19 protein-coding genes are annotated in these 23,841 nt (G+C 72.1%); 12 read left to right on the top strand and 7 right to left on the bottom strand.

Going from position 1 to position 23,841, the window contains the following annotated elements; all coding sequences use genetic code 11:
- Nucleotides 1-26: 26 nt before the first annotated feature.
- Nucleotides 27-920 carry a hypothetical protein gene (locus ACFWI4_RS29510; protein WP_387202245.1) on the bottom strand — a complete coding sequence of 298 codons (894 nt, stop codon included), beginning with the start codon at nt 918-920 and terminating at the stop codon, nt 27-29.
- Complete coding sequence (locus ACFWI4_RS29515) at nt 917-1,996, bottom strand: SPFH domain-containing protein (RefSeq protein ID WP_385403049.1); 1,080 nt, start codon at nt 1,994-1,996, stop codon at nt 917-919. The genes ACFWI4_RS29510 and ACFWI4_RS29515 overlap by 4 nt, the downstream gene beginning before the upstream one ends.
- Nucleotides 1,997-2,159: 163 nt before the next feature.
- Here ACFWI4_RS29515 and ACFWI4_RS29520 point away from each other — a divergent pair, with 163 nt between their 5' ends.
- Entirely contained in the window at nt 2,160-3,383 is a 1,224-nt protein-coding gene (locus tag ACFWI4_RS29520; protein ID WP_387202248.1) for an arginine deiminase, read from the top strand.
- Nucleotides 3,384-3,564: 181 nt separating this feature from the next.
- Nucleotides 3,565-4,596 carry an ornithine carbamoyltransferase gene (gene argF / locus ACFWI4_RS29525; protein WP_387202251.1) on the top strand — a complete coding sequence of 344 codons (1,032 nt, stop codon included), beginning with the start codon at nt 3,565-3,567 and terminating at the stop codon, nt 4,594-4,596.
- Here the strand turns inward: argF and ACFWI4_RS29530 are convergent.
- Nucleotides 4,593-5,033: an ATP-binding protein gene (locus ACFWI4_RS29530; protein ID WP_385403042.1), complete on the bottom strand. Its 441-nt coding sequence runs from the start codon at nt 5,031-5,033 to the stop codon at nt 4,593-4,595. The genes argF and ACFWI4_RS29530 overlap by 4 nt on opposite strands.
- Before the next feature lie 372 nt (nt 5,034-5,405).
- Between ACFWI4_RS29530 and ACFWI4_RS29535 the strand changes: the two genes are divergently transcribed.
- Together ACFWI4_RS29535 and ACFWI4_RS29540 are read left to right on the top strand one after the other, a co-directional pair.
- Nucleotides 5,406-6,233, top strand: coding sequence for an enoyl-CoA hydratase family protein (locus tag ACFWI4_RS29535; protein ID WP_387202255.1), 828 nt, complete (start codon nt 5,406-5,408; stop codon nt 6,231-6,233).
- Between the two features lie 7 nt (nt 6,234-6,240).
- Nucleotides 6,241-8,529 carry a bifunctional salicylyl-CoA 5-hydroxylase/oxidoreductase gene (locus ACFWI4_RS29540; RefSeq protein WP_387202258.1) on the top strand — a complete coding sequence of 763 codons (2,289 nt, stop codon included), beginning with the start codon at nt 6,241-6,243 and terminating at the stop codon, nt 8,527-8,529.
- Here the strand turns inward: ACFWI4_RS29540 and ACFWI4_RS29545 are convergent.
- The gene (locus ACFWI4_RS29545) at nt 8,513-9,367 is read right to left on the bottom strand and encodes a PaaX family transcriptional regulator C-terminal domain-containing protein (RefSeq protein WP_387202261.1); all 855 of its coding nucleotides are present in this window, start codon (nt 9,365-9,367) and stop codon (nt 8,513-8,515) included. The two genes, ACFWI4_RS29540 and ACFWI4_RS29545, sit on opposite strands and share 17 nt — an antisense overlap.
- A 15-nt stretch (nt 9,368-9,382) precedes the next feature.
- Nucleotides 9,383-11,179 carry an AMP-binding protein gene (locus ACFWI4_RS29550; protein ID WP_387202264.1) on the bottom strand — a complete coding sequence of 599 codons (1,797 nt, stop codon included), beginning with the start codon at nt 11,177-11,179 and terminating at the stop codon, nt 9,383-9,385.
- 170 nt (nt 11,180-11,349) lie between these two features.
- Here ACFWI4_RS29550 and ACFWI4_RS29555 point away from each other — a divergent pair, with 170 nt between their 5' ends.
- Nucleotides 11,350-12,495, top strand: coding sequence for an acyl-CoA dehydrogenase family protein (locus ACFWI4_RS29555; RefSeq protein ID WP_387202267.1), 1,146 nt, complete (start codon nt 11,350-11,352; stop codon nt 12,493-12,495).
- Nucleotides 12,496-12,585: 90 nt separating this feature from the next.
- Entirely contained in the window at nt 12,586-12,984 is a 399-nt protein-coding gene (locus ACFWI4_RS29560; RefSeq protein WP_385403027.1) for a RidA family protein, read from the top strand.
- 111 nt (nt 12,985-13,095) lie between these two features.
- On the opposite strand, the gene ACFWI4_RS29565 is transcribed toward ACFWI4_RS29560, so the two are convergent.
- Nucleotides 13,096-13,290, bottom strand: a complete 195-nt coding sequence (locus ACFWI4_RS29565; protein ID WP_387202271.1) for a DUF5999 family protein — start codon at nt 13,288-13,290, stop codon at nt 13,096-13,098.
- 275 nt (nt 13,291-13,565) lie between these two features.
- Here ACFWI4_RS29565 and ACFWI4_RS29570 point away from each other — a divergent pair, with 275 nt between their 5' ends.
- The 6 genes from ACFWI4_RS29570 (at nt 13,566) to ACFWI4_RS29595 (ending at nt 22,081) form a co-directional block, all read left to right on the top strand.
- Entirely contained in the window at nt 13,566-13,991 is a 426-nt protein-coding gene (locus tag ACFWI4_RS29570; RefSeq protein ID WP_387202274.1) for a DUF6299 family protein, read from the top strand.
- Nucleotides 13,992-14,145: 154 nt separating this feature from the next.
- Nucleotides 14,146-17,823, top strand: coding sequence for a nitrate reductase subunit alpha (locus ACFWI4_RS29575; protein WP_387202292.1), 3,678 nt, complete (start codon nt 14,146-14,148; stop codon nt 17,821-17,823).
- 1 nt (nt 17,824) lies between these two features.
- Nucleotides 17,825-19,528, top strand: coding sequence for a nitrate reductase subunit beta (narH, locus tag ACFWI4_RS29580; protein WP_387202277.1), 1,704 nt, complete (start codon nt 17,825-17,827; stop codon nt 19,526-19,528).
- Complete coding sequence (gene narJ / locus ACFWI4_RS29585; protein WP_387202280.1) at nt 19,525-20,139, top strand: nitrate reductase molybdenum cofactor assembly chaperone; 615 nt, start codon at nt 19,525-19,527, stop codon at nt 20,137-20,139. The genes narH and narJ overlap by 4 nt, the downstream gene beginning before the upstream one ends.
- Nucleotides 20,136-20,864 carry a respiratory nitrate reductase subunit gamma gene (narI, locus tag ACFWI4_RS29590; RefSeq protein ID WP_387202283.1) on the top strand — a complete coding sequence of 243 codons (729 nt, stop codon included), beginning with the start codon at nt 20,136-20,138 and terminating at the stop codon, nt 20,862-20,864. Before narJ ends, narI begins: the two co-directional genes overlap by 4 nt.
- Complete coding sequence (locus ACFWI4_RS29595; protein ID WP_387202285.1) at nt 20,846-22,081, top strand: nitrate/nitrite transporter; 1,236 nt, start codon at nt 20,846-20,848, stop codon at nt 22,079-22,081. The genes narI and ACFWI4_RS29595 overlap by 19 nt, the downstream gene beginning before the upstream one ends.
- A 92-nt stretch (nt 22,082-22,173) precedes the next feature.
- Here ACFWI4_RS29595 and ACFWI4_RS29600 read toward each other — a convergent pair whose 3' ends face one another.
- Nucleotides 22,174-23,703 carry a helix-turn-helix domain-containing protein gene (locus tag ACFWI4_RS29600; RefSeq protein WP_385402947.1) on the bottom strand — a complete coding sequence of 510 codons (1,530 nt, stop codon included), beginning with the start codon at nt 23,701-23,703 and terminating at the stop codon, nt 22,174-22,176.
- Nucleotides 23,704-23,841: the final 138 nt, after the last annotated feature.

Below are 23,841 nucleotides of genomic sequence, written 5' to 3' on the forward strand. Positions count from 1 at the left end.
CGGTCAGGGCCCAGGGGCCAGAAATCTCAGCCGACGAGGCGAAGTCGAACCCCGGCCACCCCCACCCGCACGGTCTGCCCCCAGACAAGCTCCACCGCATCCCCCTCCATCCCGTCCCCGAACACGATCAGCCGGTCCGACTCCACGGTCAGGGACAGCCGCCCGTCCCCGGCGAGCTCGCCTGCCACCAGCGAGGTCCCGGTGGCAGGCGAGGGCCAGGCCTCGCGGACGAACCAGAGCAGACGCGCGTCCGTGGGCCCCGGCAACGGCAGCCGCTCGCCCCGTTCCTGCCAGACCGACCGGATCCAGCCGGTGGCCCCGGTCCCGGTCCCCACGAGCACCCCGGAGGACGCCTGGGGCTCGACGGCACCCCCGTACTCGTCGAGCCCCAGCCGGTAGCGGGCCGTCTGATGGCCCGCGGCCCCCAGGTAGATCTCGTTGAGCGCGACCAGCCGCTGCGTGTCGTCGGCGACCGCCTCGACCATGGTCAGCTCGTCGGCGCTGCCGACCCGCGCGGAGGCGAGCAGCGCGCCCGCGTCGGCCGCCCGGTGCCGCACCAGGACGCCCGGGTTGCGCCCGGGGTCGGCGTCGATCCCCACCACCGGCTGACCGTCGAGGTACTTGGCGACGTTCGCGACCAGCCCGTCCTGCCCGACCACGACCACCACGTCCTCCGGCGCGAACAGGAAGCGGTCCAGGTCGGCGCGCTCGACGCGTGCCTGACGCCAGGTCAGCGGGATCGCCGACACGACCGCGGCGAGCGCCTCACGGGCGCGCCGGTGCCGCTCGTGCACCTCGGCGATGTCCCGGCCGCGCGAGGACAGGTAGAACGCGGCCTGCCCGTGCGTGCCGTGCCGGGCGGTCAACTCCTCGTACTCGGTGGTCCGGTGGACGAGCACGACCCGGGGCGCGAGGCTCACGCCGATTCCCCGGCGGCCCCGTTGCCCAGCCTGGCCAGCAGCCCGGTGAGGACGTCGGGCGAGACGGTGAGGTTCTCGATCCGCGGCAGGTTCTCCGCCAGCCGGCTGCCGGTCAGCGCGTGCAGTGTGGCGGTGTCGACCTCGCCGTGGACCCGCAGCCAGGCCGCCTGTGCCTCGGCCCGTGCCGCCCCGACCTCGCGCTCCGCCTGCGCCTCGGCCCCCGCGAGCCGCACCTTGCGTGTGGCCTCGGCCTCGGCGAGCCGCAGCGACCGGGTGGCCTCCGCCTCGGCCAGCCGGACCGTACGGGCCGCCTCCGCCCCGGCGCGCACCGCGTCCGCCGCCGCGAGCTCCTCGGCCTCGCGGCGCGCGTTCGTGCCCTGCTGCTCGACCAACTGCTCCTCGCGGCGGGCGAGTTCGATCCGGCTGGCGAGTTCGTTCTCGGCGATGGCGCGCTCCCGCTCGACGGCGACCGCCCGGCGTTCGTAGGTGGCCTTGTCCGCGTCCTGCTGGATCTGCTCCCGGGCGGGGGTGCGCAGCGCCCGCTCCACCTCGGGTTCGGGCCGCAGCGCGACGACCCGTACCGCGACGACCTCGATGCCGGTCGAGGGCAGCCGGGGCTCGCCCGCGAGGCCGTCCGCGATCCGCTCCCGTACCGCCGCGACGCCGTCGACCAGGGCGGACGCCAGCGACGTACGGGCCAGTACGGCGAGCGCGTGCTGCTGTGCCGTCTCGGTCAGCAGCGAGCCGAGCTGTTCCAGCGGGGTGCCGCGCCAGGCGCCGGAGTCGGGGTCTATGGAGAAGTCGATGCGGGAGGCCGCGACGGCGGGGTCGCTGATCCGGTAGGTGACGGTGGCCTGCACCGCGACGTCCTGGAAGTCGGACGTGCGGGCGTGGAAGGTCATCGCCAGCTCGCGGTCGTCGACCGGGATCTCGGAGAGCGAAGCGGACAGCGAGCGGTACCAGAAGCTGAGTCCGGGCCCGTCGTGGACCAGCTCTCCCGACCTGTGGTGCCGGACGTGCGCGGTGGGCGCCCCGCGCAGATGGCGCCAGCCGAGGCGTCGCGTGATGTCGGCCATGAGTACCCCCTGGATGCCGGGCGGTCCCGGCGGTCCCGCTCGTTCATTGTCGTCATCGAGACGATAATGAAGAAGCCGCTTATCGTCAAGGGGACGAAATGAAAGGCGTGCGACCCTGGGCGATCCACGGGTGAACACGCGTCCGGATGGTCAGGATGGAGGCATGGGATTCCATGTCGACTCCGAGGCCGGGCGGCTGCGCCGCGTCATCCTGCACCGGCCCGATCTCGAGCTCAAAAGGCTCACCCCCAGCAACAAGGACGCGCTCCTCTTCGACGACGTGCTGTGGGTGCGCCGGGCGCGCGCGGAACATGACGGGTTCGCCGACGTGCTGCGCGACCGTGGGGTCACCGTCCATCTCTTCGGCGACCTGCTCGCCGAGGCCATGGCGATCGGGCCTGCCAGGTCGCTCGTCCTGGACCGGGTCTTCGACGAGAAGGAGTACGGGCCGCTCGCCACCGACCATCTCCGCGCCGCCTTCGAGGCCATGCCCGCGCAGGAGCTGGCGTCCGTGCTCGTCGGCGGCATGACCAAGCGCGAGTTCCTGGACGCGTACGCGGAACCCACCTCGGTGCGCTTCCATGTCATGGACCTCGACGACTTCCTCCTGCGGCCGCTGCCCAACCACCTCTTCACCCGTGACACCTCCGCCTGGATCTACGACGGCGTCTCCATCAACGCCATGCGCTGGCCGGCCCGGCAGCGCGAGACCGTGCACTTCGAGGCGATCTACCGGCACCACCCGCTGTTCCGCGAGGAGGGCTTCAACCTCTGGTCGGAGGGGCAGGCGGACTACCCCTCCACCATCGAGGGCGGGGACGTCCTCGTCATCGGCAACGGCGCCGTGCTCATCGGGATGAGCGAGCGGACGACGCCCCAGGCCGTGGAGATGCTCGCGCACAAGCTGTTCGCGGCCGGCTCCGCCCGCACCATCGTGGCGCTCGACATGCCCAAGCGGCGGGCCCTGATGCACCTCGACACCGTGATGACGATGGTCGACGGCGACATCTTCACCCAGTACGCCGGGCTCGGCATGCTCCGCTCGTACACGATCGAGCCGGGTGCGGGGGACAAGGAACTGAAGGTCACCGACCATCCGCCGGAGCACATGCACCGCGCCATCGCCGCCGCGCTCGGCCTCAACGAGATCCGGGTCCTGACCGCCACGCAGGACGTCCACGCGGCCGAGCGGGAGCAGTGGGACGACGGCTGCAACGTCCTCGCCGTCGAACCGGGCGTCGTCGTCGCCTACGAGCGCAACTCCACCACCAACACCCATCTGCGCAAGCAGGGCATCGAGGTGATCGAGATCCCGGGCAGTGAACTGGGCCGGGGGAGGGGCGGCCCCCGCTGCATGAGCTGTCCCGTCGAGCGGGACCCCGTCTAGGGGGTCCGTGCGGGCCGAGGGGCGGGACCGTCGAGCGGGACCCCGTCGAGGGGCCGGTGCGGGTGGAGAGGCGGAGTCTTGGAGCGGAGTCGAACGCCCGGCCGCATAGAAATGCCGAGTGTCGTATAGAATTCCAGACGTCCGGTCCCGTCCTCGTCCCCGTCATCCCTGGAGCGCCCCCATGGCGACAGTCCCGACCGCCCTCGCCGGCCGTCACTTCCTCAAGGAGCTGGACTTCACGGAGGAGGAGTTCCTCGGCCTGGTGGAGCTGGCCGCCGAGCTCAAGGCGGCCAAGAGGGCCGGGGCCGAGACGCGGTACCTGCACGGCAGGAACATCGCGCTGATCTTCGAGAAGACCTCGACGCGCACCCGCTGCGCCTTCGAGGTCGCGGCCGCCGACCAGGGCGCCTCGACGACGTACCTGGACCCGGCCGGCTCGCAGATCGGCCACAAGGAGTCGGTGAAGGACACCGCCCGTGTCCTCGGCCGCATGTTCGACGCCATCGAGTACCGCGGCGACAGCCAGGACGCGGTGGAGGAGCTGGCCGCCCACGCCGGAGTGCCCGTCTACAACGGCCTCACCGACGACTGGCACCCCACCCAGATGCTGGCCGACGTCCTCACGATGACCGAGCACTGCCCCCGGCCGGCAGGGGAGATCGCCTTCGCCTATCTGGGTGACGCCCGTTTCAACATGGGCAACTCGTACCTGATCACCGGCGCGCTGCTCGGCATGGACGTGCGGATCGTGGCTCCGCGGGCCTACTGGCCGGCCGACGAGATCGTCGCCACGGCCCGCGAGCTCGCCGCGAAGAGCGGCGGCACCGTCACCCTCACCGAGCACGTGGGCGACGGCGTGCGGGGCGCCGACTTCGTGGCCACCGACGTCTGGGTCTCCATGGGGGAGCCCAAGGAGGTGTGGGCCGAGCGCATCGGCGCCCTCGTCCCGTACGCCGTGACCATGGACGTGCTGCGGGCCACCGGGAACCCGGACGTCAAGTTCCTGCACTGCCTGCCGGCCTTCCACGACCTCGGCACCCGGGTCGGGCGTGAGCTGTACGAGGCGTACGGCCTGGAGTCGCTCGAGGTCACCGACGAGGTCTTCGAGTCGGCGCACTCCGTCGTGTTCGACCAGGCCGAGAACCGGCTGCACACGATCAAGGCGATCATGGTCGCCACCCTGGGCCGCGCGCCGCTGTCGAACGCCCTCTAGAGCACGGGCCGGCGCTGGGCGGGGATCACCGGCAGCCGGAACCACACCGCCTTGCCCGAGTCGGTGGGGCGGTGCCCGCACGCCGAACTGAGGGCGCGCAGCAGCAGCAGGCCGCGCCCGTGCTCCTGCCAGGGATCCGGTTCGCCGGGCGGGTGCGGAAGGGCGAGATCGGCGGGCGGCGCGGGGTCCGGGTCGTGGACCTCGACCCGGCAGCCGGTCGGCATCAGCTCCACGACCAGCTCTATCGGACCGTCGCCCGCGGTGTGCTCGACGGCGTTGGCGACCAGCTCCGCGGTCAGCAGCTCGGCGGTGTCGGTGTCGGCCGCGTGCTCCCGGTCCGCGAAGGCCCTGCGGACCAGGGCGCGGGCCACCGGCACGGCCGCGAAGGTGTGCGGCAGCGCGATGCGCCAGAAGGCGGGTGCTGGGGTGTCGTGCAAGTCGGGTCCGTTCGTGGAGCAGGCTGTCCTGCTTACAACCTTAGGAATGGTACGGCCAGGTCGGGGAAACGCGCGCGGTGGGCTTTCTCGGGACATCGTCCGATGTGTTCCGGGACGGACGGGGCCTCCTTTCGGGACGTTCGGTCCGATACGGGCTGTGTACCCGGACGAACGGCCCTCCTCCCGCGCTCGCTCCCGCCGTTACGGGCCTGTCGACGATCCGTGACGCGGTGACGGACCGATCGCCCGGCCGGCCGCCCGCGCCCGGCGCCACGATCCCTCTATCGCGCACTCGTGACGACGGTCACGAACAGGTGATAAATTGACGGGACAGCCGTACAGCGTCGCCCCCGCCCTAGGAGGCCGCCCGTCATGAGTCCCTTCACCGGCTCCGCCCGCCGCACCGCCGACTGGGAGCATCTGAGGTACGAGCTCACCGACGGCGTCGCCACGGTCACCCTGGCCCGCCCCGAGAAGCTCAACGCACTCACCTTCGGCGCCTACGCCGACCTGCGCGACCTGCTCGCCGAGCTGTCCCGGGAGCGGACCGTGCGCGCCCTGGTGCTCGCGGGCGAGGGCCGCGGATTCTGCTCCGGCGGCGACGTCGACGAGATCATCGGCGCGACCTTGTCCATGGACACCGCGCAGCTCCTCGACTTCAACCGGATGACCGGGCAGGTCGTCAGGGCCGTACGGGAGTGCCCCTTCCCGGTGATCGCCGCGGTGCACGGGGTGGCGGCGGGCGCGGGAGCCGTGCTGGCGCTGGCCGCCGACTTCCGGGTGGCCGACCCCAGCGCCCGCTTCGCCTTCCTCTTCACCCGGGTCGGACTGTCCGGCGGCGACATGGGCGCGGCCTATCTGCTGCCCCGCGTGGTCGGGCTCGGCCACGCCACCCGGCTGCTGATGCTCGGCGAGCCGGTGCGGGCGCCCGAGGCCGAGCGCATCGGGCTGATCAGCGAGCTCACCGACGAGGGGCACGCCGACGAGGGCGCCCAGGCGCTGGCCCGCCGCCTCGCCGACGGCCCGGCGCTCGCGTACGCCCAGACCAAGGCGCTGCTCACCGCCGAACTCGACATGCCGCTCGCGGCCGCCGTCGAACTGGACGCGGCGACCCAGGCCCTGCTCATGAACGGCGAGGACTACGGCGAGTTCCACGCGGCCTTCACGGAGAAGCGGGCCCCGAAGTGGCGGGGGAGGTGAGCCCGCGATGCCGGTGAGCGGACGCGCGAGGCGGGTCGCGGTGATCGGCGGGGGCCCCGGCGGACTGTACGCCGCGGCACTCCTCAAACGCCTGGACCCGGACCGGGAGATCACCGTCTGGGAGCGCAACGCGCCCGACGACACCTTCGGCTTCGGGGTCGTCCTCTCCGACGAGACCCTGGGCGGCATCGAGCACGCCGACCCGGTCGTGTACGCGGCGCTCCAGGCCGAGTTCGTCCGCTGGGACGACATCGACATCGTGCACCGCGGGGTACGGCACAGTTCCGGCGGCCACGGCTTCGCCGCGCTCGGACGGCGCCGCCTCCTGGAGATCCTGCACGAACGCTGCCGCTCGCTCGGCGTCGACCTGCGCTTCACGGCCGAGGCCCCGCCCGTGGACGAACTGATGGCGTCCCACGACCTCGTCGTCGCCGCCGACGGCGTCCACAGCCTCACGCGCGCGTCCCACGCGGAGGTGTTCCGGCCCTCCGTCGAGGAGCACCGCTGCCGCTACATCTGGCTCGCCGCCGACTTCGCCTTCGACGCCTTCCGCTTCGAGATCGCCGAGACCGAACACGGCGTGATGCAGCTCCACGGTTATCCCTACGCGGCCGACGCCTCCACCGTCATCATCGAGATGCGCGAAGAGGTCTGGCGGGCCTCGGGGTTCGCGGACCTTGGCGAGGAGGAGTCCGTCGAGCGGTGCGGCAAGATCTTCACCGACGCGCTCGGCGGACGTCCGCTGCGCGCCAACAAGTCCGCGTGGACGACCTTCCGGACGATCGTCAACGACCGCTGGTCGCACGGCAATCTGGTCCTCCTCGGCGACGCGGCGCACACCGCCCACTTCTCCATCGGCTCCGGCACCAAGCTCGCCGTCGAGGACGCCCTCGCCCTGGCCGCCTGCCTGGAGGAACAGCCCTCGCTGGAACAGGCGTTGACGGCCTACGAGGAGGAGCGGCGCCCGGTCGTCGCCTCCACCCAGCGGGCCGCCCGCGCCAGCCTCGACTGGTTCGAGAACCTGGACCGCTATCTCGGCCAGCCCACCCGGCAGTTCGCGTTCAACCTCCTCACCCGCAGCCGCCGCGTCACCCACGACAACCTGCGGCTGCGCGATCCGCGCTTCGTGGCCGCGGTCGAACGGGAGTTCCGCTGCCCGCCCGGCACCCCGCCGATGTTCACCCCCTTCCGGCTGCGCGGGCTGACCCTGCGCAACCGGGTCGTCGTCTCACCGATGGACATGTACTCGGCCGTGGACGGCGTCCCCGGAGACTTCCATCTCGTGCACCTGGGCGCCCGGGCCCTCGGCGGCGCCGGACTGGTGATGACCGAGATGGTGTGCGTCAGCGCCGAGGGGCGCATCACGCCCGGCTGCGCCGGCCTGTACACCGCGCGCCAGGCCGAGGCCTGGCGCCGGATCGTGGATTTCACCCACCGTCAGGCTCCCGGCGGCGCGATCGGGCTCCAGCTCGGCCACGCCGGCCGCAAGGGCTCCACCCGGCTGATGTGGGAGGGCATCGACGAACCCCTCCCGGACGGCAACTGGCCCCTCGTGGCCGCCTCCCCGCTCCCGTACAAGCCGGGCAGCCAGACCCCCCGCGAGCTCTCGCGCGCCCAGCTCACCGATCTGCGCGAGCAGTTCACCGCGGCCGCCTGCCGCGGGGCCCGCTGCGGCTTCGACCTCCTCGAACTGCACTGCGCCCACGGCTATCTGCTCTCCGGCTTCCTGTCCCCGCTGACCAACCGGCGCACCGACGCGTACGGCGGCTCCCTGGAGAAGCGGCTGCGCTTCCCCCTCGAAGTCTTCGACGCGGTACGGGCGGTGTGGCCGGCGGAACGCCCCATGACCGTCCGCATCTCCGCCACCGACTGGGCCGAGGGCGGCACCACCGGCGACGACGCGGTGGCCATCGCCCGGGCCTTCGCCGCGCACGGCGCAGACGCAGTGGACGTGTCGACAGGGCAGGTGGTCGCCGACGAACGCCCCGAGTACGGCCGCTCCTACCAGACGCCCTACGCGGACCGGATCCGCCACGAGACCGGGCTCCCGGTGATCGCCGTCGGCGCCATCTCCTCCTGGGACGACGTCAACTCCCTGATCCTGGCCGGGCGTACGGACCTGTGCGCGCTCGCCAGGCCCCATCTGTACGACCCGAACTGGACGCTGCACGCCGCCGCCGAACAGGGGTACGAGGGGCCGGGTGCCGACTGGCCGGCGCCCTACCGCGCGGGCAGCAGGCGCCCCCAGACCGGCCGCACCGACGCCCCCAAACCCCGTCTCACCCTGGGTTCGTGACGGTGTCCCGGTGCCCCGGCCACGGGGGCACGCCGGCGAACCCGGCGCCCGCGTCCCGCAGTCGTTCGTGCAGGGCCCGGAACACGGCGGCCGAACGGGCGCCGGGCCAGTCCCCGGGAAGCAGCGCCGCGGGCAACCCCGGGTCGGTGTACGGGAGATGGCGCCAGGAGTCGAGCGCGAGCAGATAGTCGCGGTAGGCCTCCTCCGGCGGGGTGTCCGTCCGCTCCTCCCAGCCGCGCAGCACGGGCGCGTGCCGGCCGAGGAACGCCTCGTGCTCCTTGGCGATCGAGGTCAGGTCCCACCAGCGCCCGACCGCGTCCGCCGTGGCCGCGTACCCCAGGTGCTCCCCTCGGAACAGCTCCACGTACCCGTCGAGCCGCAGCCGTTCCAGGGTGTGCCGGGTCTCCTCGTACAGCCGTGCCGGGGCGATCCACACCCCGGGGGCCGCCGTGCCGAAGCCGAGACCGGCCAGCCGCGAGCGCAGGACGTGCCGCTTCTGCCGTTCCGACTCGGGCACCGAGAAGACGGCGAGCACCCAGCCGCCGTCCTCGGGGGGCGTCGTCGCGTACACCCTGCGGTCGCCGTCGTCGAGCAACTGCCGTGCGTCCGGGGACAGCGCGTACCCCGCGGAGCCCGCCGCGGTGCGCGCGGGCTCCAGCAGCCCGCGGCGCTTGAGCCGGGACACCGACGAGCGCACCGAGGGCGCGTCCACGCCGACCGCGGCGAGGAGCCGGATCAGCTCGGCCACCGGCACCGGGCCGGGGGCGAAACGGCCGTAGGCGCCGTAGAAGGTGACGATGAGGGACCGGGGGGCGTGGTGCTCTGACACGTTGATCACTCTAGTGGGCCAAGATCACTTGGGGCCGCCGCTTGCGGGCGGTCCGCCCTCGGGAGCGGAGTCCGCGGACCCGGGCGCCGGGGTCGGGGAAGGGGCCGGGGAAGGGGCCGGCGCCGAGGTCGGCGAAGGGGCCGGCGATGGAGCCGTACCGCTGCCGGCCGGATCGCCGGAACGGTTCTCCTCGCGCAGTCTGAACCGCTGGAGCTTTCCGGTCGCGGTCCGCGGCAGCGCGTCCAGGAAGACGATCTCGCGAGGGCATTTGTACGGTGCCAGCTCGGACTTGAGGAAGGCGCGCAGCGCGTCGGCGTCCCGGTGGGCGCCCTCCCTGAGCACGGTGTAGGCGACCACGACCTGCCCGCGCGCCTCGTCGGACCGCCCGACCACGGCCGTCTCCACCACGTCGGGGTGCCGCAGCAGCGCGTCCTCGACCTCGGGACCCGCGATGTTGTACCCCGCCGAGATGATCATGTCGTCGGCCCGGGCGACATAGCGGAAGTAGCCGTCGGAGTCGCGCACGTAGGTGTCACCGGTGATGTTCCAGCCGTCGCGCACGTACTCCCGCTGCCGGGGGTCGGCGAGATAGCGGCAGCCGACCGGACCCCGCACGGCCAGCAGGCCGGGCTCGCCGTCCGGCACCGGCGTACCGTCCGCGTCGACCACCCGGGCCTGCCAGCCCGGCACCGGCACCCCCGTCGTACCGGGGCGGATGTCCCCGTCGGCGGCGGAGATGAAGATGTGCAGCAGCTCGGTGGCGCCGATGCCGTTGATGATGCCGAGCCCGGTGCGTTCGCTCCAGTCCCGCCAGGTCGCGGCGGGCAGGTTCTCCCCGGCGGACACGCAGCGCCGCAGCGACCCGATGTCGGGCCCGTCCGTCTCCGCGAGCTCCGCGAGCATCGCCCGGTAGGCGGTCGGCGCCGTGAACAGCACGGAGACCCGGTGCTCGGCGATCGCCGGCAACAGCTGCTTGGGGCCCGCCTGTTCGAGCAGCAGCGAGCAGGCCCCGGCGCGCAGCGGGAAGACCACGAGACCGCCGAGCCCGAACGTGAAACCGAGCGGCGGACTGCCCGCGAAGACGTCGTCCTCGCGCGGCCGCAGCACATGCTCCGAGAACGTGTCCGCGATCGCCAGCACGTCCCGGTGGAAGTGCGTACAGCCCTTGGGCCGGCCGGTGGTGCCCGAGGTGAACGCGATCAGCGCCACGTCGTCGGCGGCCGTGTCCACCGCCTCGAAGGGCTCGTCGGGGGCGCCGGTGATCCGCAGGAGCAGATCGTCGGGCGCGTCACCGCCGTACGTCGTCACCCGCAGCCCCGGGACCTCCGCCTTGACCAGGTCGTCGACCGAGCGGACGTCGCACAGCGCGTGCGACACCCGGGCGATCCCGCACATCGTGCTCAGCTCGTGCGACCGCTGCTGCGCCAGCACGGTGACGGCGACCGCGCCCGCCTTCAGCACCGCCAGCCAGCAGGCCGCGAGCCACGGTGTGGTCGGACCGCGCAGCAGGACCCGGTTGCCCGGGACCACGCCCAGCTCGCCGGTCAGCACATGGGCGATCCGGTCGACCCGGGCGCGCAGCTGTCCGTAGGTCCAGGGCGCCCCCGACGGCGTACGGAACACAGGGCGCCCGGGGTCGGTGTCCGCGAGGAGCTCGGCGGCGCAGTTGAGCCGGACGGGGTAGCGCAGCCCCGGCAGGTCGAAGCGGAGCTCGGGCCACTGTTCGGGGGGCGGCAGATGGTCGCGCGCGAAGGTGTCGACGTGGGCCGAGCGTGCCGGCCCCGGGGTGGCTTCGGGATCCAGGGGATCCACAAGGTCCATGGCGTCTCGCCCCCTTGCCTTGATGGGCTGCCTCGATGGCCGTCGTTGGACGTCGTGCAGGACGTCTGGTGGGCGTCGTGGGGCTCGCACCAGAAGCGTATCGTGTTGGTGACGACAGTCAACGGTTCGCGATAACGTGGGTGGCGTCCGATGGGGAGAGGGGACGGGCAATGACCGCATTCTCGCTCGATCCGGGGCAGACCGCCTGGTGTGCCGAGCTGCGCGCGCTCGCCGCGGAACAGCTGCGCCCCGTGGCCGACAAGGGCGAGCCCGGCCGGGTGAACCGGCCGCTCGTCGCCGCGCTCGGCCGGCTCGGCCTGCTCGCCCGGCTGTTCTCCTCCGGCGCCCTCGACCTCTGTCTGATGCGCGAGTCGCTCGCCCAGGTCTGCACCGAGGCCGAGACCGCCCTGGCCCTCCAGGGGCTCGGCGCCCATCCCGTCCACGCGTACGGCACCGCGGCCCAGCGCGCCCGCTGGCTGCCCCGGGTAACCGACGGCGACGCCGTGGCGGCCTTCGCGCTGAGCGAGCCCGGCGCCGGCTCGGACGCCGCCGCCCTGGCGCTGCGGGCGGACGACGACGGGGCCGGGGGCTGGCGGCTCACCGGCGAGAAGTGCTGGATCTCCAACGCCCCCGAGGCCGACCTCTACACCGTCTTCGCCCGCACCGCGCCCGGCGCCGGAGCCCGCGGTGTCACCGCCTTCCTCGTCCCCGCGGACCGCCCGGGACTCACCGGCACCCCGATCGACATGCTCTCCCCGCACCCCATCGGCGCCCTCGCCTTCGACGCCGTACCCGTCACGCGGGACGACGTCCTCGGCGAGACCGGCCACGGGTTCCGGGTCGCGATGGGCACCCTCAACCTGTTCCGGCCGAGCGTGGGCGCCTTCGCCGTCGGCATGGCGCAGGCCGCGCTGGACGCCACCCTCGAACACACGGCGGGGCGCGAGGCGTTCGGCGGCCCGCTGAAGGACCTCCAGACCGTGTCCCACCAGGTCGCCGAGATGGCGCTGCGCACCGAGGCGGCCCGGCTGATGGTGTACGCGGCCGCGACGGCGTACGACCAGGGGGCGGAGGACGTGCCCCGGCGGGCGGCGATGGCGAAACTCCTCGCGACCGAGACGGCCCAGTACGTCGTGGACGCGGCCGTCCAGCTGCACGGCGCCCGCGCCCTGCGCCGGGGCCATCTCCTCGAACACCTCTACCGCGAGGTGCGCGCGCCGCGCATCTACGAGGGGGCGAGCGAGGTCCAACGGGCCATCATCGCCAAGGAGTTGTACCGAACGGCCGGGCTTCCGGAGGGAAGCGCGTCCCGGTGACCGGAGGAATCGGCGTCCCGGTGACCCGCGGGCGTCCGGAAGAAGGGGCGTCCCGGTGACCTCCGGGCGTCCGGAAGGAAAGGTGTCCAGGTGACCGCCGAGCGCGTCAACCCGCCCGAACTCTCCCCGGCGACCGGGTTCTCCCACGCCGTCGTCGCCACCGGCTCCCGGGTCGTCTTCCTGGCCGGGCAGACCGCGCTGGACGGCGACGGCAAGGTGGTGGGGGAGACCCTGCCCCAGCAGTTCGAGAGGGCACTGGCCAATCTGCTGACCGCGCTGCGCGCGGCGGGCGGCACTCCCGCGGACCTCGCCCGGGTCACGGTCTACGCCACGGACGTCGCCGACTACCGTGCCCACGCCGCCGAACTGGGCAATGTCTGGCGCCGGTTGGCGGGCCGCGAGTACCCGGCGATGGCCGTCGTCGGCGCGGTGCGCCTGTGGGACGAACAGGCGCTGGTCGAACTCGACGGCTTCGCGGTGCTCACCTAGGGCCTGTCTGACGATTCCCGTCGGCCCGGCGCCGCCGGGCCGCCCTCCGGGCGACGACGCGAATTGTCAGACAGACCCCAGGACCGCGTGACCCGCGGACGCGGGGGGAGTTCAGGCCGCGACGGCGAGCCGGTCCGCGAACACCCGGTGCGGGGCGACCACCCGGCCGTCGGGAAGCAGCTCGCCACTGTCGTCGAAGACGATCGCGCCGTCGCACAGCAGCTTCCAGCCCTGCTCGGGACGGGCCGAGACGATGTGCGGAGCGGTGGCGTCGGCGGACGGGCACGAGGACCGGTGGGAACACATGGTGCACCTCCACGGGGATGCGAAGAGTGTCGGCGGCGCTGTCGTCGCCCTCGCATGACTAGAAGATGCGCCCGCGGCGAACCGATCGGAACACCTGGCCGGGAAGCGTGACAACACGAGGACAACACTCGGACGCCCCCGGGACGGACGGAGCCGGACCGTCACCGGACGAGCGGCGCCAACTCGCCACCAAAGGGGTGATGATCACCGGCCCCGGGGCCCCGGACCGGTACCTGTTGACCACCCTTGCAGGTCCCCGCTCCAGGAGGTACCCCATGTTGTTCCGCCAGGCCGTCGGCACGGCCGCCGGTGCCGCGCTGCTCCTGCTCCTCGCCCCGTCCGCCGTCGCCCTGTCCGCCTCGTCCGAGGAGGTGACCGTGAACCCGACCGGCACGGTCGCGGCCGACGGCACCGTCACCCTCTCCGGCACCTACCGCTGCACCGGCGCCTCCGGGCCCGTCTTCGTGTCCTCCTCCGTCTCCCAGGGCGACCCCCGGGTCAACCAGGGCATCGGCGGCACGACGGCACTCTGCGACGGCGCCGATCACGCCTGGAGCAACTCGGCGAAGCCCACCCCCGGCAGCCTCAAGGCGGGCGCGGCCCACGTCCAGGCCACGCTCATGGAACTGAGCGCCACGGGCCTTCCGCTCCCCACGTTCCACGCGGTGCGGGACCAGGACATCACGCTCGTACAGAGCTGAACGCTCCGGCGCAAGGGCCGCCGTCCGCACGGCGGCCCTCCCTCACTCCTTCGGTCGTCCCCGCATGCGTCCCCCGCCCCCCGGTGGTCCGCTGGGGCGGAGCCGGGCGAGAGGAGCAACCGTGCCTGCGACCGAGGTCCGGAGCGACGGCGGGATGGACGGCACGGCCAGTGAGCTGCTGCTGCGGGGCGGGCGGTTCTTCCGGCGGGGGGAGACCTCGGCGGACCTGCGCACGCTCTCCAAGGAGGGCGGCCGCGGCGGTGACGTCTTCTATCGCGACCGGTGGAGCCACGACAAGGTCGTGCGCTCCACCCACGGGGTGAACTGCACCGGTTCCTGCCGGTGGAAGGTGTACGTCAAGGACGGCATCATCACCTGGGAGACCCAGGAGACGGACTACCCGAGCGTCGGCCCCGACCGCCCCGAGTACGAGCCGCGCGGCTGTCCGCGCGGGGCGGCCTTCTCCTGGTACACGTACTCGCCGACCCGGGTGCGCTACCCGTACGTCCGCGGTGTGCTCCTGGAGCTGTACCGCGAGGCGAAGGCGCGCACCGGCGACCCCGTCACCGCCTGGGCGGACATCCAGGCCGACCCCGAGCGCCGCCGCCGCTATCAGCAGGCCCGGGGCAAGGGCGGTCTGGTGCGGGCGAGTTGGGACGAGGCGGTGGAGCTGGCCGCCGCCGCGCACGTCCACACCATCAAGACGTACGGCCCCGACCGCATCGCCGGCTTCTCGCCGATCCCCGCGATGTCCATGGTCTCGCACGCCGCCGGCGCCCGGTTCCACTCGCTGATCGGCGCCCCCATGCTGTCGTTCTACGACTGGTACGCCGATCTGCCGGTCGCCTCCCCGCAGGTCTTCGGCGACCAGACGGACGTCCCCGAGTCGGGCGACTGGTGGGACGCGGCGTACCTGATGATGTGGGGCACCAACGTGCCCGTGACCCGGACTCCGGACGCGCACTGGATGGCCGAGGCCCGCTACCGCGGCCAGAAGGTCGTCGTCGTCTCCCCGGACTACGCCGACAACACGAAGTTCGCCGACGAGTGGCTGCACCCCCACCCCGGCACCGACGGCGCACTCGCCCTCGCGATGGGCCACGTCGTGCTCAAGGAGTTCTTCGTCGACCGGCAGGTGCCGTTCTTCACCGACTACGTACGGCGGTTCACCGACCTGCCGTTCCTGGTCACCCTGCGGGAGCACGACGGCCGGCACGTCCCGGACAAGTTCCTGCGCGCCGCCGATCTCGGGGACACGGGCGAGGGCGCGGAGTGGAAGACGGTCGTCCTCGACGGGCGGACCGGGCGGCCTGAGGTTCCCGGCGGGTCGCTCGGCTTCCGCTGGACGGAGTCCGGCGAGGGCCGCTGGAATCTCGAACTGGGCGATCTGGAGCCCCGGCTCTCCCTGTACGGGAGCGCCGGCGCCGTGCCCATCGAGGTGCTGCTGCCCCGCTTCGACACCGACGGCGGCCCGCACGGCCAGGGCAGCGGCGCGGTCCGTGCCGCCGGCGTCCCCGCCGTCCGGGTCGGCGGCCGTCTGGTGACCACCGTCTACGACCTGTTGCTCGCCCAGTACGGCGTGGGCCGCGCCGGACTGCCCGGCGTCTGGCCCGAGGGCTACGACGACGCCTCCGTGCCCTGCACCCCCGCCTGGCAGGAGGTCCACACCTCGGTCCCGGCCGCGGCGGCCGTCCGTACCGCACGGGAGTTCGCGGACACCGCCGAGCGGTCCCGGGGCCGCTGCATGATCCTCATGGGTGCCGGCACGAACCACTGGTTCCACTCCGAGACGATCTACCGGGCCTTCCTGGCCCTGCTCCAGCTCACCGGCTGCCAGGGCCGCAACGGCGGCGGCTGGGCGCACTACGTCGGCCAGGAGAAGTGCCGCCCGGCGACCGGCTGGGCCACCCTCGCCGCCGCCTCCGACTGGTCGCGCCCGCCCCGCCAGGCGATCGGCACCGCCTACTGGTTCCTCAACACCGACCAGTGGCGCTACGACCACTACCGCGCCGACACGCTCGCCTCCCCGCTCGGCACCGGAGCGTTCGCCGGGATGACGGCCGCCGACTGCCTCGCCCAGGGGACCCGTTCGGGATGGATGCCCTCCTACCCGACGTTCGACCGCAATCCGCTCGACCTGTGCGACGAGGCGGGCGACGAGGACCCGGCCGCGTACGCGGTGGAGCAACTCCGCTCAGGAAAGCTCGGGTTCGCCGGTGAGGATCCCGACGCTCCGGCCAACTGGCCGCGGATCGTGACGCTGTGGCGGGCCAACCTGCTGGGCTCCTCCGCGAAGGGCGCCGAGTACTTCCAGAAGCACCTGCTCGGCACCACCTCCTCGCTCGGCGCCGAGGAGGCCGCGCCCGGGGAACGCCCGCGCGACGTCCGCTGGCACGAGAAGGCACCAGAGGGAAAGCTCGACCTGCTGCTGTCCCTGGACTTCCGCATGACCTCCTCCACCCTCATGTCGGACGTCGTCCTGCCCGCCGCCACCTGGTACGAGAAGCACGACCTGTCCAGCACGGACATGCACCCCTACGTGCACTCCTTCACCCCGGCCGTCGACCCGCCCTGGCAGGCCCGCACCGACTTCGCCGCCTTCCACGCCCTCGCCCAGTCCTTCTCCACCATGGCGGCGACCCACCTCGGCGTGCGCCGCGACCTCGTCGCCACCGCCCTCCAGCACGACACCCCCGGCGAGACCGCGCAGCCCGGGGGAGTCGCGCTGGACTGGCGCCGCGGCGAGTGCGAGCCCGTACCGGGCCGGACCATGCCCCAACTGACCGTCGTGGAGCGGGACTACGGCGCCATCGGCGAGAAGATGGCCGCCCTCGGCCCGCTGGCGGAGAAGCTCGGCCTGCCGGTCAAGGGCATCGCCTTCGACGTCGCGGAAGAGGTGCGGCTGCTCGCCGACCGGCACGGCGTCCGCGGGGCGGGACCGGCGACGGGACGCCCGCTGCTCGACACGGCCGTCAAGGCCGCGAACACCATCCTCGCCCTGTCCGGCACCACCAACGGCCACCTCGCCACCCAGGGCTTCCACACCCTGGAGCGCCGCACCGGACAGCCGATGGCCCACCTCGCCGCCGAGCACGAGGGCAAGCGGATCACCTACGCCGACACCCAGGCGGCACCCGTGCCCGTCATCACCTCGCCGGAGTGGTCCGGCAGCGAGGCAGGCGGGCGCCGCTACACGGCCTTCACCCTCAACACCGAGCACGCCAAGCCCTGGCACACCCTCACCGGCCGCCAGCACTTCTTCCTCGACCACGACTGGATCCACGAACTCGGCGAGGCCCTGCCCGTCTACCGGCCCCCGCTCGACATGCGCCGGCTCTTCGGCGACCGGATCTCCACGGGCGACGACGGCCAGGCCGAGGTCACCGTCCGCTACCTCACCCCGCACAGCAAGTGGTCCATCCACTCCGAGTACCAGGACAACCTCCTCATGCTGTCGCTCTCCCGCGGCGGCCAGAACATCTGGATGTCCCCGCAGGACGCCGAGACGATCGGCGTACGCGACAACGACTGGATCGAGGCGGTCAACCGCAACGGCGTCGTCGCCGCCCGCGCCGTCGTCAGCCACCGCATGCCGCAGGGGACGGTGTACATGCACCACGCTCAGGACCGCGTCGTCGGCACCCCCAAGGCACAGACGACGGGCAAGCGCGGCGGGACCCACAACTCCCTGACCCGGCTGCTGCTCAAGCCGAGCCATCTCATCGGCGGATACGCCCAGTTGAGCTGGGCGTTCAACTACCTGGGCCCGACGGGCAACCAGCGGGACGAGATCACCGTCATCCGGCGCCGCACCGAACCGGTGGAGTACTGACATGCGCGTCATGGCACAGATCGCGATGGTCATGAACCTCGACAAGTGCATCGGCTGCCACACCTGTTCGGTCACCTGCAAACAGGCGTGGACCAACCGCGGCGGCGTCGAGTACGTCTGGTTCAACAACGTCGAGACCCGCCCCGGACAGGGATATCCGCGCCGCTACGAGGACCAGGAGACCTGGAAGGGCGGCTGGGAGCTCAACAAGCGCGGCCGGCTGAAGCTGAAGGGCGGCGGCCGGTTCTCCAAGCTCGCCCACATCTTCTCCAACCCCAAGCTGCCGGGCATCACCGATTACTACGAGCCGTGGACGTACGAGTACGCCAACCTCGTCGACGCTCCCCTCGGCGACGACATCCCCGTCGCCCAGCCGCGTTCGCTCCTCAGCGGCAAGCCCATGAAGATCGAGTGGAGCGCCAACTGGGACGACGACCTCGGGGGCGTCAGCGAACACGGCGAACTCGACCCGATGGTGGCCAAGGTCCGTGAACAGGCCTCGGAGAAGGTCAAGTTCGCGTTCGAGCAGACCTTCATGTTCTATCTGCCGAGGATCTGCGAACACTGCCTGAACCCCTCCTGCGTCGCCTCGTGCCCCTCCGGCGCGATGTACAAGCGACAGGAGGACGGCATCGTCCTGGTCGACCAGGACCAATGCCGGGGCTGGCGCATGTGCGTCAGCGGCTGCCCGTACAAGAAGGTCTACTTCAACCACCGCACCGGCAAGGCCGAGAAGTGCACGCTGTGCTATCCGCGCCTCGAAGTCGGCCTGCCCACCGTCTGTTCCGAGACCTGCGTCGGACGGCTTCGCTACCTCGGCGTCATGCTCTACGACGCCGACAAGGTCCTCGAAGCGGCCTCCGCCCCCGAGGACACCGACCTGTACGAGGCCCAGCTCGGCGTGTTCCTCGACCCCGAGGACCCCGTCGTACGCCGGGAGGCCGAACGCGCCGGCATCGCCCAGGACTGGATCGACGCGGCCCGCCGCTCACCCGTGCACGCCCTCATCAGCAAGCACAAGGTGGCGCTGCCGCTCCATCCGGAGTACCGCACGATGCCGATGGTCTGGTACATCCCGCCGCTCTCCCCGGTCGTCGACGCCCTCACCGAGACCGGCTTCGACGGCGAGGACACCGGCAACCTCTTCGGCGCGATCGACACCCTGCGCATCCCCCTCGAATACCTCGCCGAGCTGTTCACGGCCGGCGACACCGCCCCCGTACGGGCGTCCTTGGAGAAGCTCGCCGCGATGCGCGGGGCGATGCGCCCCGGGCTGCTCGCCGGCGACGCCTCGGGACCGGCCCCCGTAGACGAGGGCATCGCCCGGTCGGTCGGCATGTCCGGGGAGGAGATGTACGCGCTGTACCGGCTGCTCGCCATCGCCAAGTACGAGGAGCGGTACGTGATCCCCACCGCGGCCGTCGGCGACGCACGGCGGCTGGAGGAGTCCGTCCTGCCCGACGAGTGCAGCCTCGACTACGAGGGCGGCCCCGGCATGGGCGGCTCCGGTCCCTACGGCGAGGGCTCCGGCGGCGCGCCGCCGATGTCGGTGGAGAACTTCCACGTCCTGCGCGACCGCCAGACCGCCGACACGCCCGCCGACACCGGCCACAGCCGCGTCAACCTCCTCAACTGGGACGGCCGCGGCCGCCCCGCGGGACTGTTCCCACCGGAGGACCCGCACGCCGACGAGGAGGAGACATGACCACCCCGCACGCCGTCGTCCACGCGGCGGTCGCCCGCTGCCTGGTCTACCCCGACGACGAGTTCCACGCGGGCCTCGGCGTCCTGCGCGCGGCCCTCGACGAGCAACCGGGCCCGGGACGCGCGGAGTTGCTCGCCTTCCTCGACCACGCGGGCGTAGCCGACCCCGACCGGCTCCGCCAGGACTACGTCCGCACCTTCGACTTCTCCGGCCGCCGCTGCCTGTACCTCACTTGGTGGACCGACGGCGACACGCGTCGCAGGGGCCGGTCCCTCGTGCGCTTCAAGGAGACCTACCGGGACCACGGTTGGGAGTACGCGGACACCGGGGAACTCCCCGACTTCCTCCCGGCCGTCTGCGAGTTCTCCGCCCTCACCGGCACCGACACCCTCCTGCGCGACCACCGCCCGGCACTGGAACTGCTGCGCTTCGCCCTCACCGAGGCCGACTCGCCCTGGGCCGGCGTGCTGCGGGCCCTGGTCGCGACCCTTCCCGGCGCCTCGCCCCGCGACCGCGCCGCCGCCCAGGCCATGGCCCGCAACGGACCACCGCGCGAGGACGTGGGCCTCGCCCCGTTCGGCACCCCCCTGCTGGAGGTCGTCCCCCGATGACCCTCGCCGACAGCCTCCTGTGGACCGCCATGCCGTACGTCACCATCGTCCTGCTCGTCGGCGGGATCGTCTGGCGCTACCGCTACGACAAGTTCGGCTGGACCACCCGCTCCTCGCAGCTCTACGAGTCAAGACTGCTGCGGATCGCGTCCCCGGTGTTCCACTACGGCATCCTCTTCGTCCTCGCCGGACACCTCGTCGGACTGTTCGTGCCGGAGTCCTGGACCAGCGCGATCGGCGTGAGCGAGACCGCGTACCACTACCTCTCCCTGACCACCGGCACCCTCGCCGGCCTCGCCACCGTCGCCGGCATCGCGCTGCTGATCTACCGCCGCCGCACCAACGGGCCGGTCTTCCTCGCCACCACCCGCAACGACAAGCTGATGTACGTCGTCCTGCTCGCCGCCATCCTGATGGGCATGATCGCCAAGCTCACCCACGCGGGAGGCCACGGCTACGACTACCGCACCACCATCGCCCCGTGGCTGCGCAGCGTCTTCACCCTGCACCCGGACTACGCGCGGATGGACGGCGTACCGGTCACCTACCAGATCCACATCGTCATCGGGTGCGTCCTCATCGCCCTCGTCCCCTACACCCGGCTGATCCACATGTTCAGCGCCCCCGTGCAGTACCTCTTCCGCCCCTACATCGTGTACCGCAGCCGTGAACGCGGTCAGCTCGGCACCCGTTCCGAGCGGCCGGGATGGGAGCGAGTGCAGTGACCGACCGGACCACCCGGAGCGCACCGGCCCCCACGAGGGTGCCCGGCGCCGCCTATCGCAACCTCGTCGTCTCCACGCTCGGCTTCGCCATCACGTTCTGGGCGTGGAACCTCATCTCGCCGATCGCCACGCCCCTGGGCGAGAAGCTCTCGCTGAGCTCCTTCGAGCAGTCGCTGATGGTCGCCGTCCCCGTGCTCGTCGGCTCGCTCGGCCGGGTACCGGTCGGCGCGCTCACCGACCGCTTCGGCGCGAAGACCATGTTCCCCCTCGTCACCGCGCTGACCATCGTGCCCGTGCTGCTGCTGATCGTCGTGAAGGACTCCTACGCGGGCCTGCTCGTCGTCGGCTTCTTCCTCGGCCTCGGCGGCACGACGTTCGCGATCGGCGTCCCCCTCGTCAACTCCTGGTTCCCGCCCGCGCGCCGCGGCTTCGCCGTCGGGGTGTTCGGCGCGGGCATGGGCGGTGTGGCCCTCTCCGGCTACTTCACCCCGCGCATCTACAAGCACGGCGAGAACCTGCCGTTCGTGGTGCTGGCCGTCGCCCTGGCCGTGATGGCCGTCCTGGAGTTCCTCCTCCTCGCCGACCGTCCCGACCGCGTGGTCCCCACCACCTCGCTGGCGACGCGCCTGGGCGCCGCCGGGCGTCTGCGGGTCACCTGGGAACTCGCGGCCCTGTACGCGATCGGGTTCGGCGGCATCGTCGCGTTCGGCGTCTACCTGCCCACGTACCTCAAGACCTGGTACAGCCTGTCGCCCACCGACGCCGGCACCCGCGCGGCCGGCTTCGCGCTCGTCACCGTGGTCTTCCGCCCGATCGGCGGCTGGCTCTCCGACCGCGTCCACCCCGCCGTCGTCACCGCCTGGGGCCTCGGTGTCGTGGGGGTCATGGCGGTGTGCCAGGCCTTCGAACCCCACCTCGTCCCGGGCGGAACCGTCTTCCTCCTCGTGATGGCGGCCGGACTCGGCACCACCAGCGGCAGCGTCTTCGCGATGGTCGCCCGGGTCACCCCGCCGCCCCAGGTCGGCAGCGTCACCGGAATCGTCGGCGCGATCGGCGGTCTCGGCGGCTTCGTCCCGCCCCTCGTCATGGGCGCCGTCTACAGCGCCAAGAGCTCCTACGCCATCGGCTTCATGCTGCTCTCCGACCTCGCCCTGGCCGGCTGCGTCTACTCCTTCGGCCGCATGCGCGACGTGGGCCGCGAACGCCAGCAGGCCTGAGCCCGCGAAGCCCCCGACACACCGAAGCGCCCCACCGGACCCGCGGGTGAACGGGGTCGGTGGGGCGCTTGGGCTTTGGGGGCGACGGCGGGTCAGATGTCCCGGAAGATCTCGATCTGGGCGCCGATCGAGTTCAGGCGCTCCGCGAGGTCCTCGTAACCGCGGTTGATGACGTACACGTTCCGCAGCACCGAGGTGCCCTCGGCCGCCATCATCGCGAGCAGGACGACCACGGCGGGGCGCAGGGCGGGCGGGCACATCATCTCGGCCGCGCGCCAGCGGGTCGGGCCCTCGACGAGCACCCGGTGCGGGTCGAGCAGCTGGAGCCGGCCGCCGAGGCGGTTGAGGTCCGTCAGGTAGATCGCCCGGTTGTCGTAGACCCAGTCGTGGATCAGCGTCTGGCCCTGCGCGGTGGCCGCGATGGCCGCGAAGAACGGGACGTTGTCGATGTTCAGGCCCGGGAACGGCATCGGGTGGATCTTGTCGATGGGCGCCTCCAGCTTGGAGGGCCGCACGGTCAGGTCGATCAGCCGCGTCCGACCGTTGTCCGCGAAGTACTCGGGAGAGCGGTCGTGGTCGAGGCCCATCTCCTCCAGGACCGCGAGCTCGATCTCCAGGAACTCGATCGGCACCCGGCGGACCGTCAGCTCCGACTCGGTGACCACGGCGGCGGCGAGCAGGCTCATCGCCTCGACCGGGTCCTCGGAGGGGGAGTAGTCCACGTCGACGTCGATGTTCGGCACGCCGTGCACGGTGAGCGTCGTGGTGCCGATGCCCTCCACCCGTACGCCCAGGGCCTCCAGGAAGAAGCACAGGTCCTGGACCATGTAGTTGGAGGAGGCGTTGCGGATGACGGTGACGCCGTCGTGGCGGGCGGCCGCCAGCAGCGCGTTCTCGGTGACGGTGTCCCCGCGCTCGGTCAGCACGATCGGCCGTCCGGGGGTGACGGAGCGGTCGACGCGGGCGTGGTACAGGCCCTCGGTGGCGGCGATGTCGAGGCCGAACCGGCGCAGCGCGATCATGTGCGGCTCGATGGTGCGGGTGCCGAGGTCGCAACCGCCCGCGTAGGGCAGCTTGAAGGCCTCCAGGCGGTGCAGCAGCGGGCCCAGGAACATGATGATGGACCGCGTGCGGATGGCGGCCTCGTGGTCGATGGACTCCATGTCCAGCGAGCTGGGCGGCACGATCTCGAGGTCGACGCCGTCGTTGATCCAGCGGGTGCGGACGCCGATCGAGTTGAGGACCTCCAGCAGGCGGTAGACCTCCTCGATCCGGGCCACCCGGCGCAGCACCGTGCGCCCCTTGTTCAGGAGCGTGGCGCACAGCAGCGCGACACAGGCGTTCTTGCTGGTCTTGACGTCGATCGAGCCGGACAGCCGGCGCCCGCCCACGACCCGCAGATGCATCGGACCCGCATATCCGAGCGAGACGATCTCGCTGTCCAGCGCCTCACCGATTCGGGCGATCATCTCAAGGCTGATGTTCTGGTTGCCGCGCTCGATGCGATTGACGGCACTCTGACTTGTGCCGAGCGCCTCGGCGAGCTGCGACTGTGTCCAGCCCCGGTGTTGCCGGGCGTCACGGATGAGCTTGCCGATGCGTACGAGGTAGTCGTCTGCCATGGCGCGACCGTATATCGGATGTGAGATAAAGAAAAATGGAGCGCGGCCTTCCGTGTGACGGGGGCCACCGGGTGGTGTTCGAGGGGCAGTTCGGGTGTCCCGCGCGGGTGTCGCGGCGCCGTCCGGGGCGTGCCGGAC

Origin of the sequence: Streptomyces sp. NPDC127038, from assembly GCF_042725875.1 — a bacterium.
Classification (GTDB): Bacteria; Actinomycetota; Actinomycetes; order Streptomycetales; family Streptomycetaceae; genus Streptomyces.

What these genes read in the sequence shown, in the direction of transcription:
- narH (WP_387202277.1), top strand. Translation starts at nt 17,825, where the DNA reads ATGCGCGTCATGGCACAGATCGCGATGGTCATGAACCTCGACAAGTGC.
- ACFWI4_RS29595 (WP_387202285.1), top strand. Translation starts at nt 20,846, where the DNA reads ATGGGAGCGAGTGCAGTGACCGACCGGACCACCCGGAGCGCACCGGCC.
- ACFWI4_RS29550 (WP_387202264.1), bottom strand. Translation starts at nt 11,179, where the DNA reads ATGGACCTTGTGGATCCCCTGGATCCCGAAGCCACCCCGGGGCCGGCA.
- ACFWI4_RS29540 (WP_387202258.1), top strand. Translation starts at nt 6,241, where the DNA reads ATGCCGGTGAGCGGACGCGCGAGGCGGGTCGCGGTGATCGGCGGGGGC.
- ACFWI4_RS29565 (WP_387202271.1), bottom strand. Translation starts at nt 13,290, where the DNA reads ATGTGTTCCCACCGGTCCTCGTGCCCGTCCGCCGACGCCACCGCTCCG.
- narJ (WP_387202280.1), top strand. Translation starts at nt 19,525, where the DNA reads ATGACCACCCCGCACGCCGTCGTCCACGCGGCGGTCGCCCGCTGCCTG.
- ACFWI4_RS29535 (WP_387202255.1), top strand. Translation starts at nt 5,406, where the DNA reads ATGAGTCCCTTCACCGGCTCCGCCCGCCGCACCGCCGACTGGGAGCAT.
- argF (WP_387202251.1), top strand. Translation starts at nt 3,565, where the DNA reads ATGGCGACAGTCCCGACCGCCCTCGCCGGCCGTCACTTCCTCAAGGAG.
- ACFWI4_RS29575 (WP_387202292.1), top strand. Translation starts at nt 14,146, where the DNA reads ATGGACGGCACGGCCAGTGAGCTGCTGCTGCGGGGCGGGCGGTTCTTC.
- ACFWI4_RS29515 (WP_385403049.1), bottom strand. Translation starts at nt 1,996, where the DNA reads ATGGCCGACATCACGCGACGCCTCGGCTGGCGCCATCTGCGCGGGGCG.
- narI (WP_387202283.1), top strand. Translation starts at nt 20,136, where the DNA reads ATGACCCTCGCCGACAGCCTCCTGTGGACCGCCATGCCGTACGTCACC.
- ACFWI4_RS29570 (WP_387202274.1), top strand. Translation starts at nt 13,566, where the DNA reads ATGTTGTTCCGCCAGGCCGTCGGCACGGCCGCCGGTGCCGCGCTGCTC.
- ACFWI4_RS29555 (WP_387202267.1), top strand. Translation starts at nt 11,350, where the DNA reads ATGACCGCATTCTCGCTCGATCCGGGGCAGACCGCCTGGTGTGCCGAG.
- ACFWI4_RS29600 (WP_385402947.1), bottom strand. Translation starts at nt 23,703, where the DNA reads ATGGCAGACGACTACCTCGTACGCATCGGCAAGCTCATCCGTGACGCC.
- ACFWI4_RS29520 (WP_387202248.1), top strand. Translation starts at nt 2,160, where the DNA reads ATGGGATTCCATGTCGACTCCGAGGCCGGGCGGCTGCGCCGCGTCATC.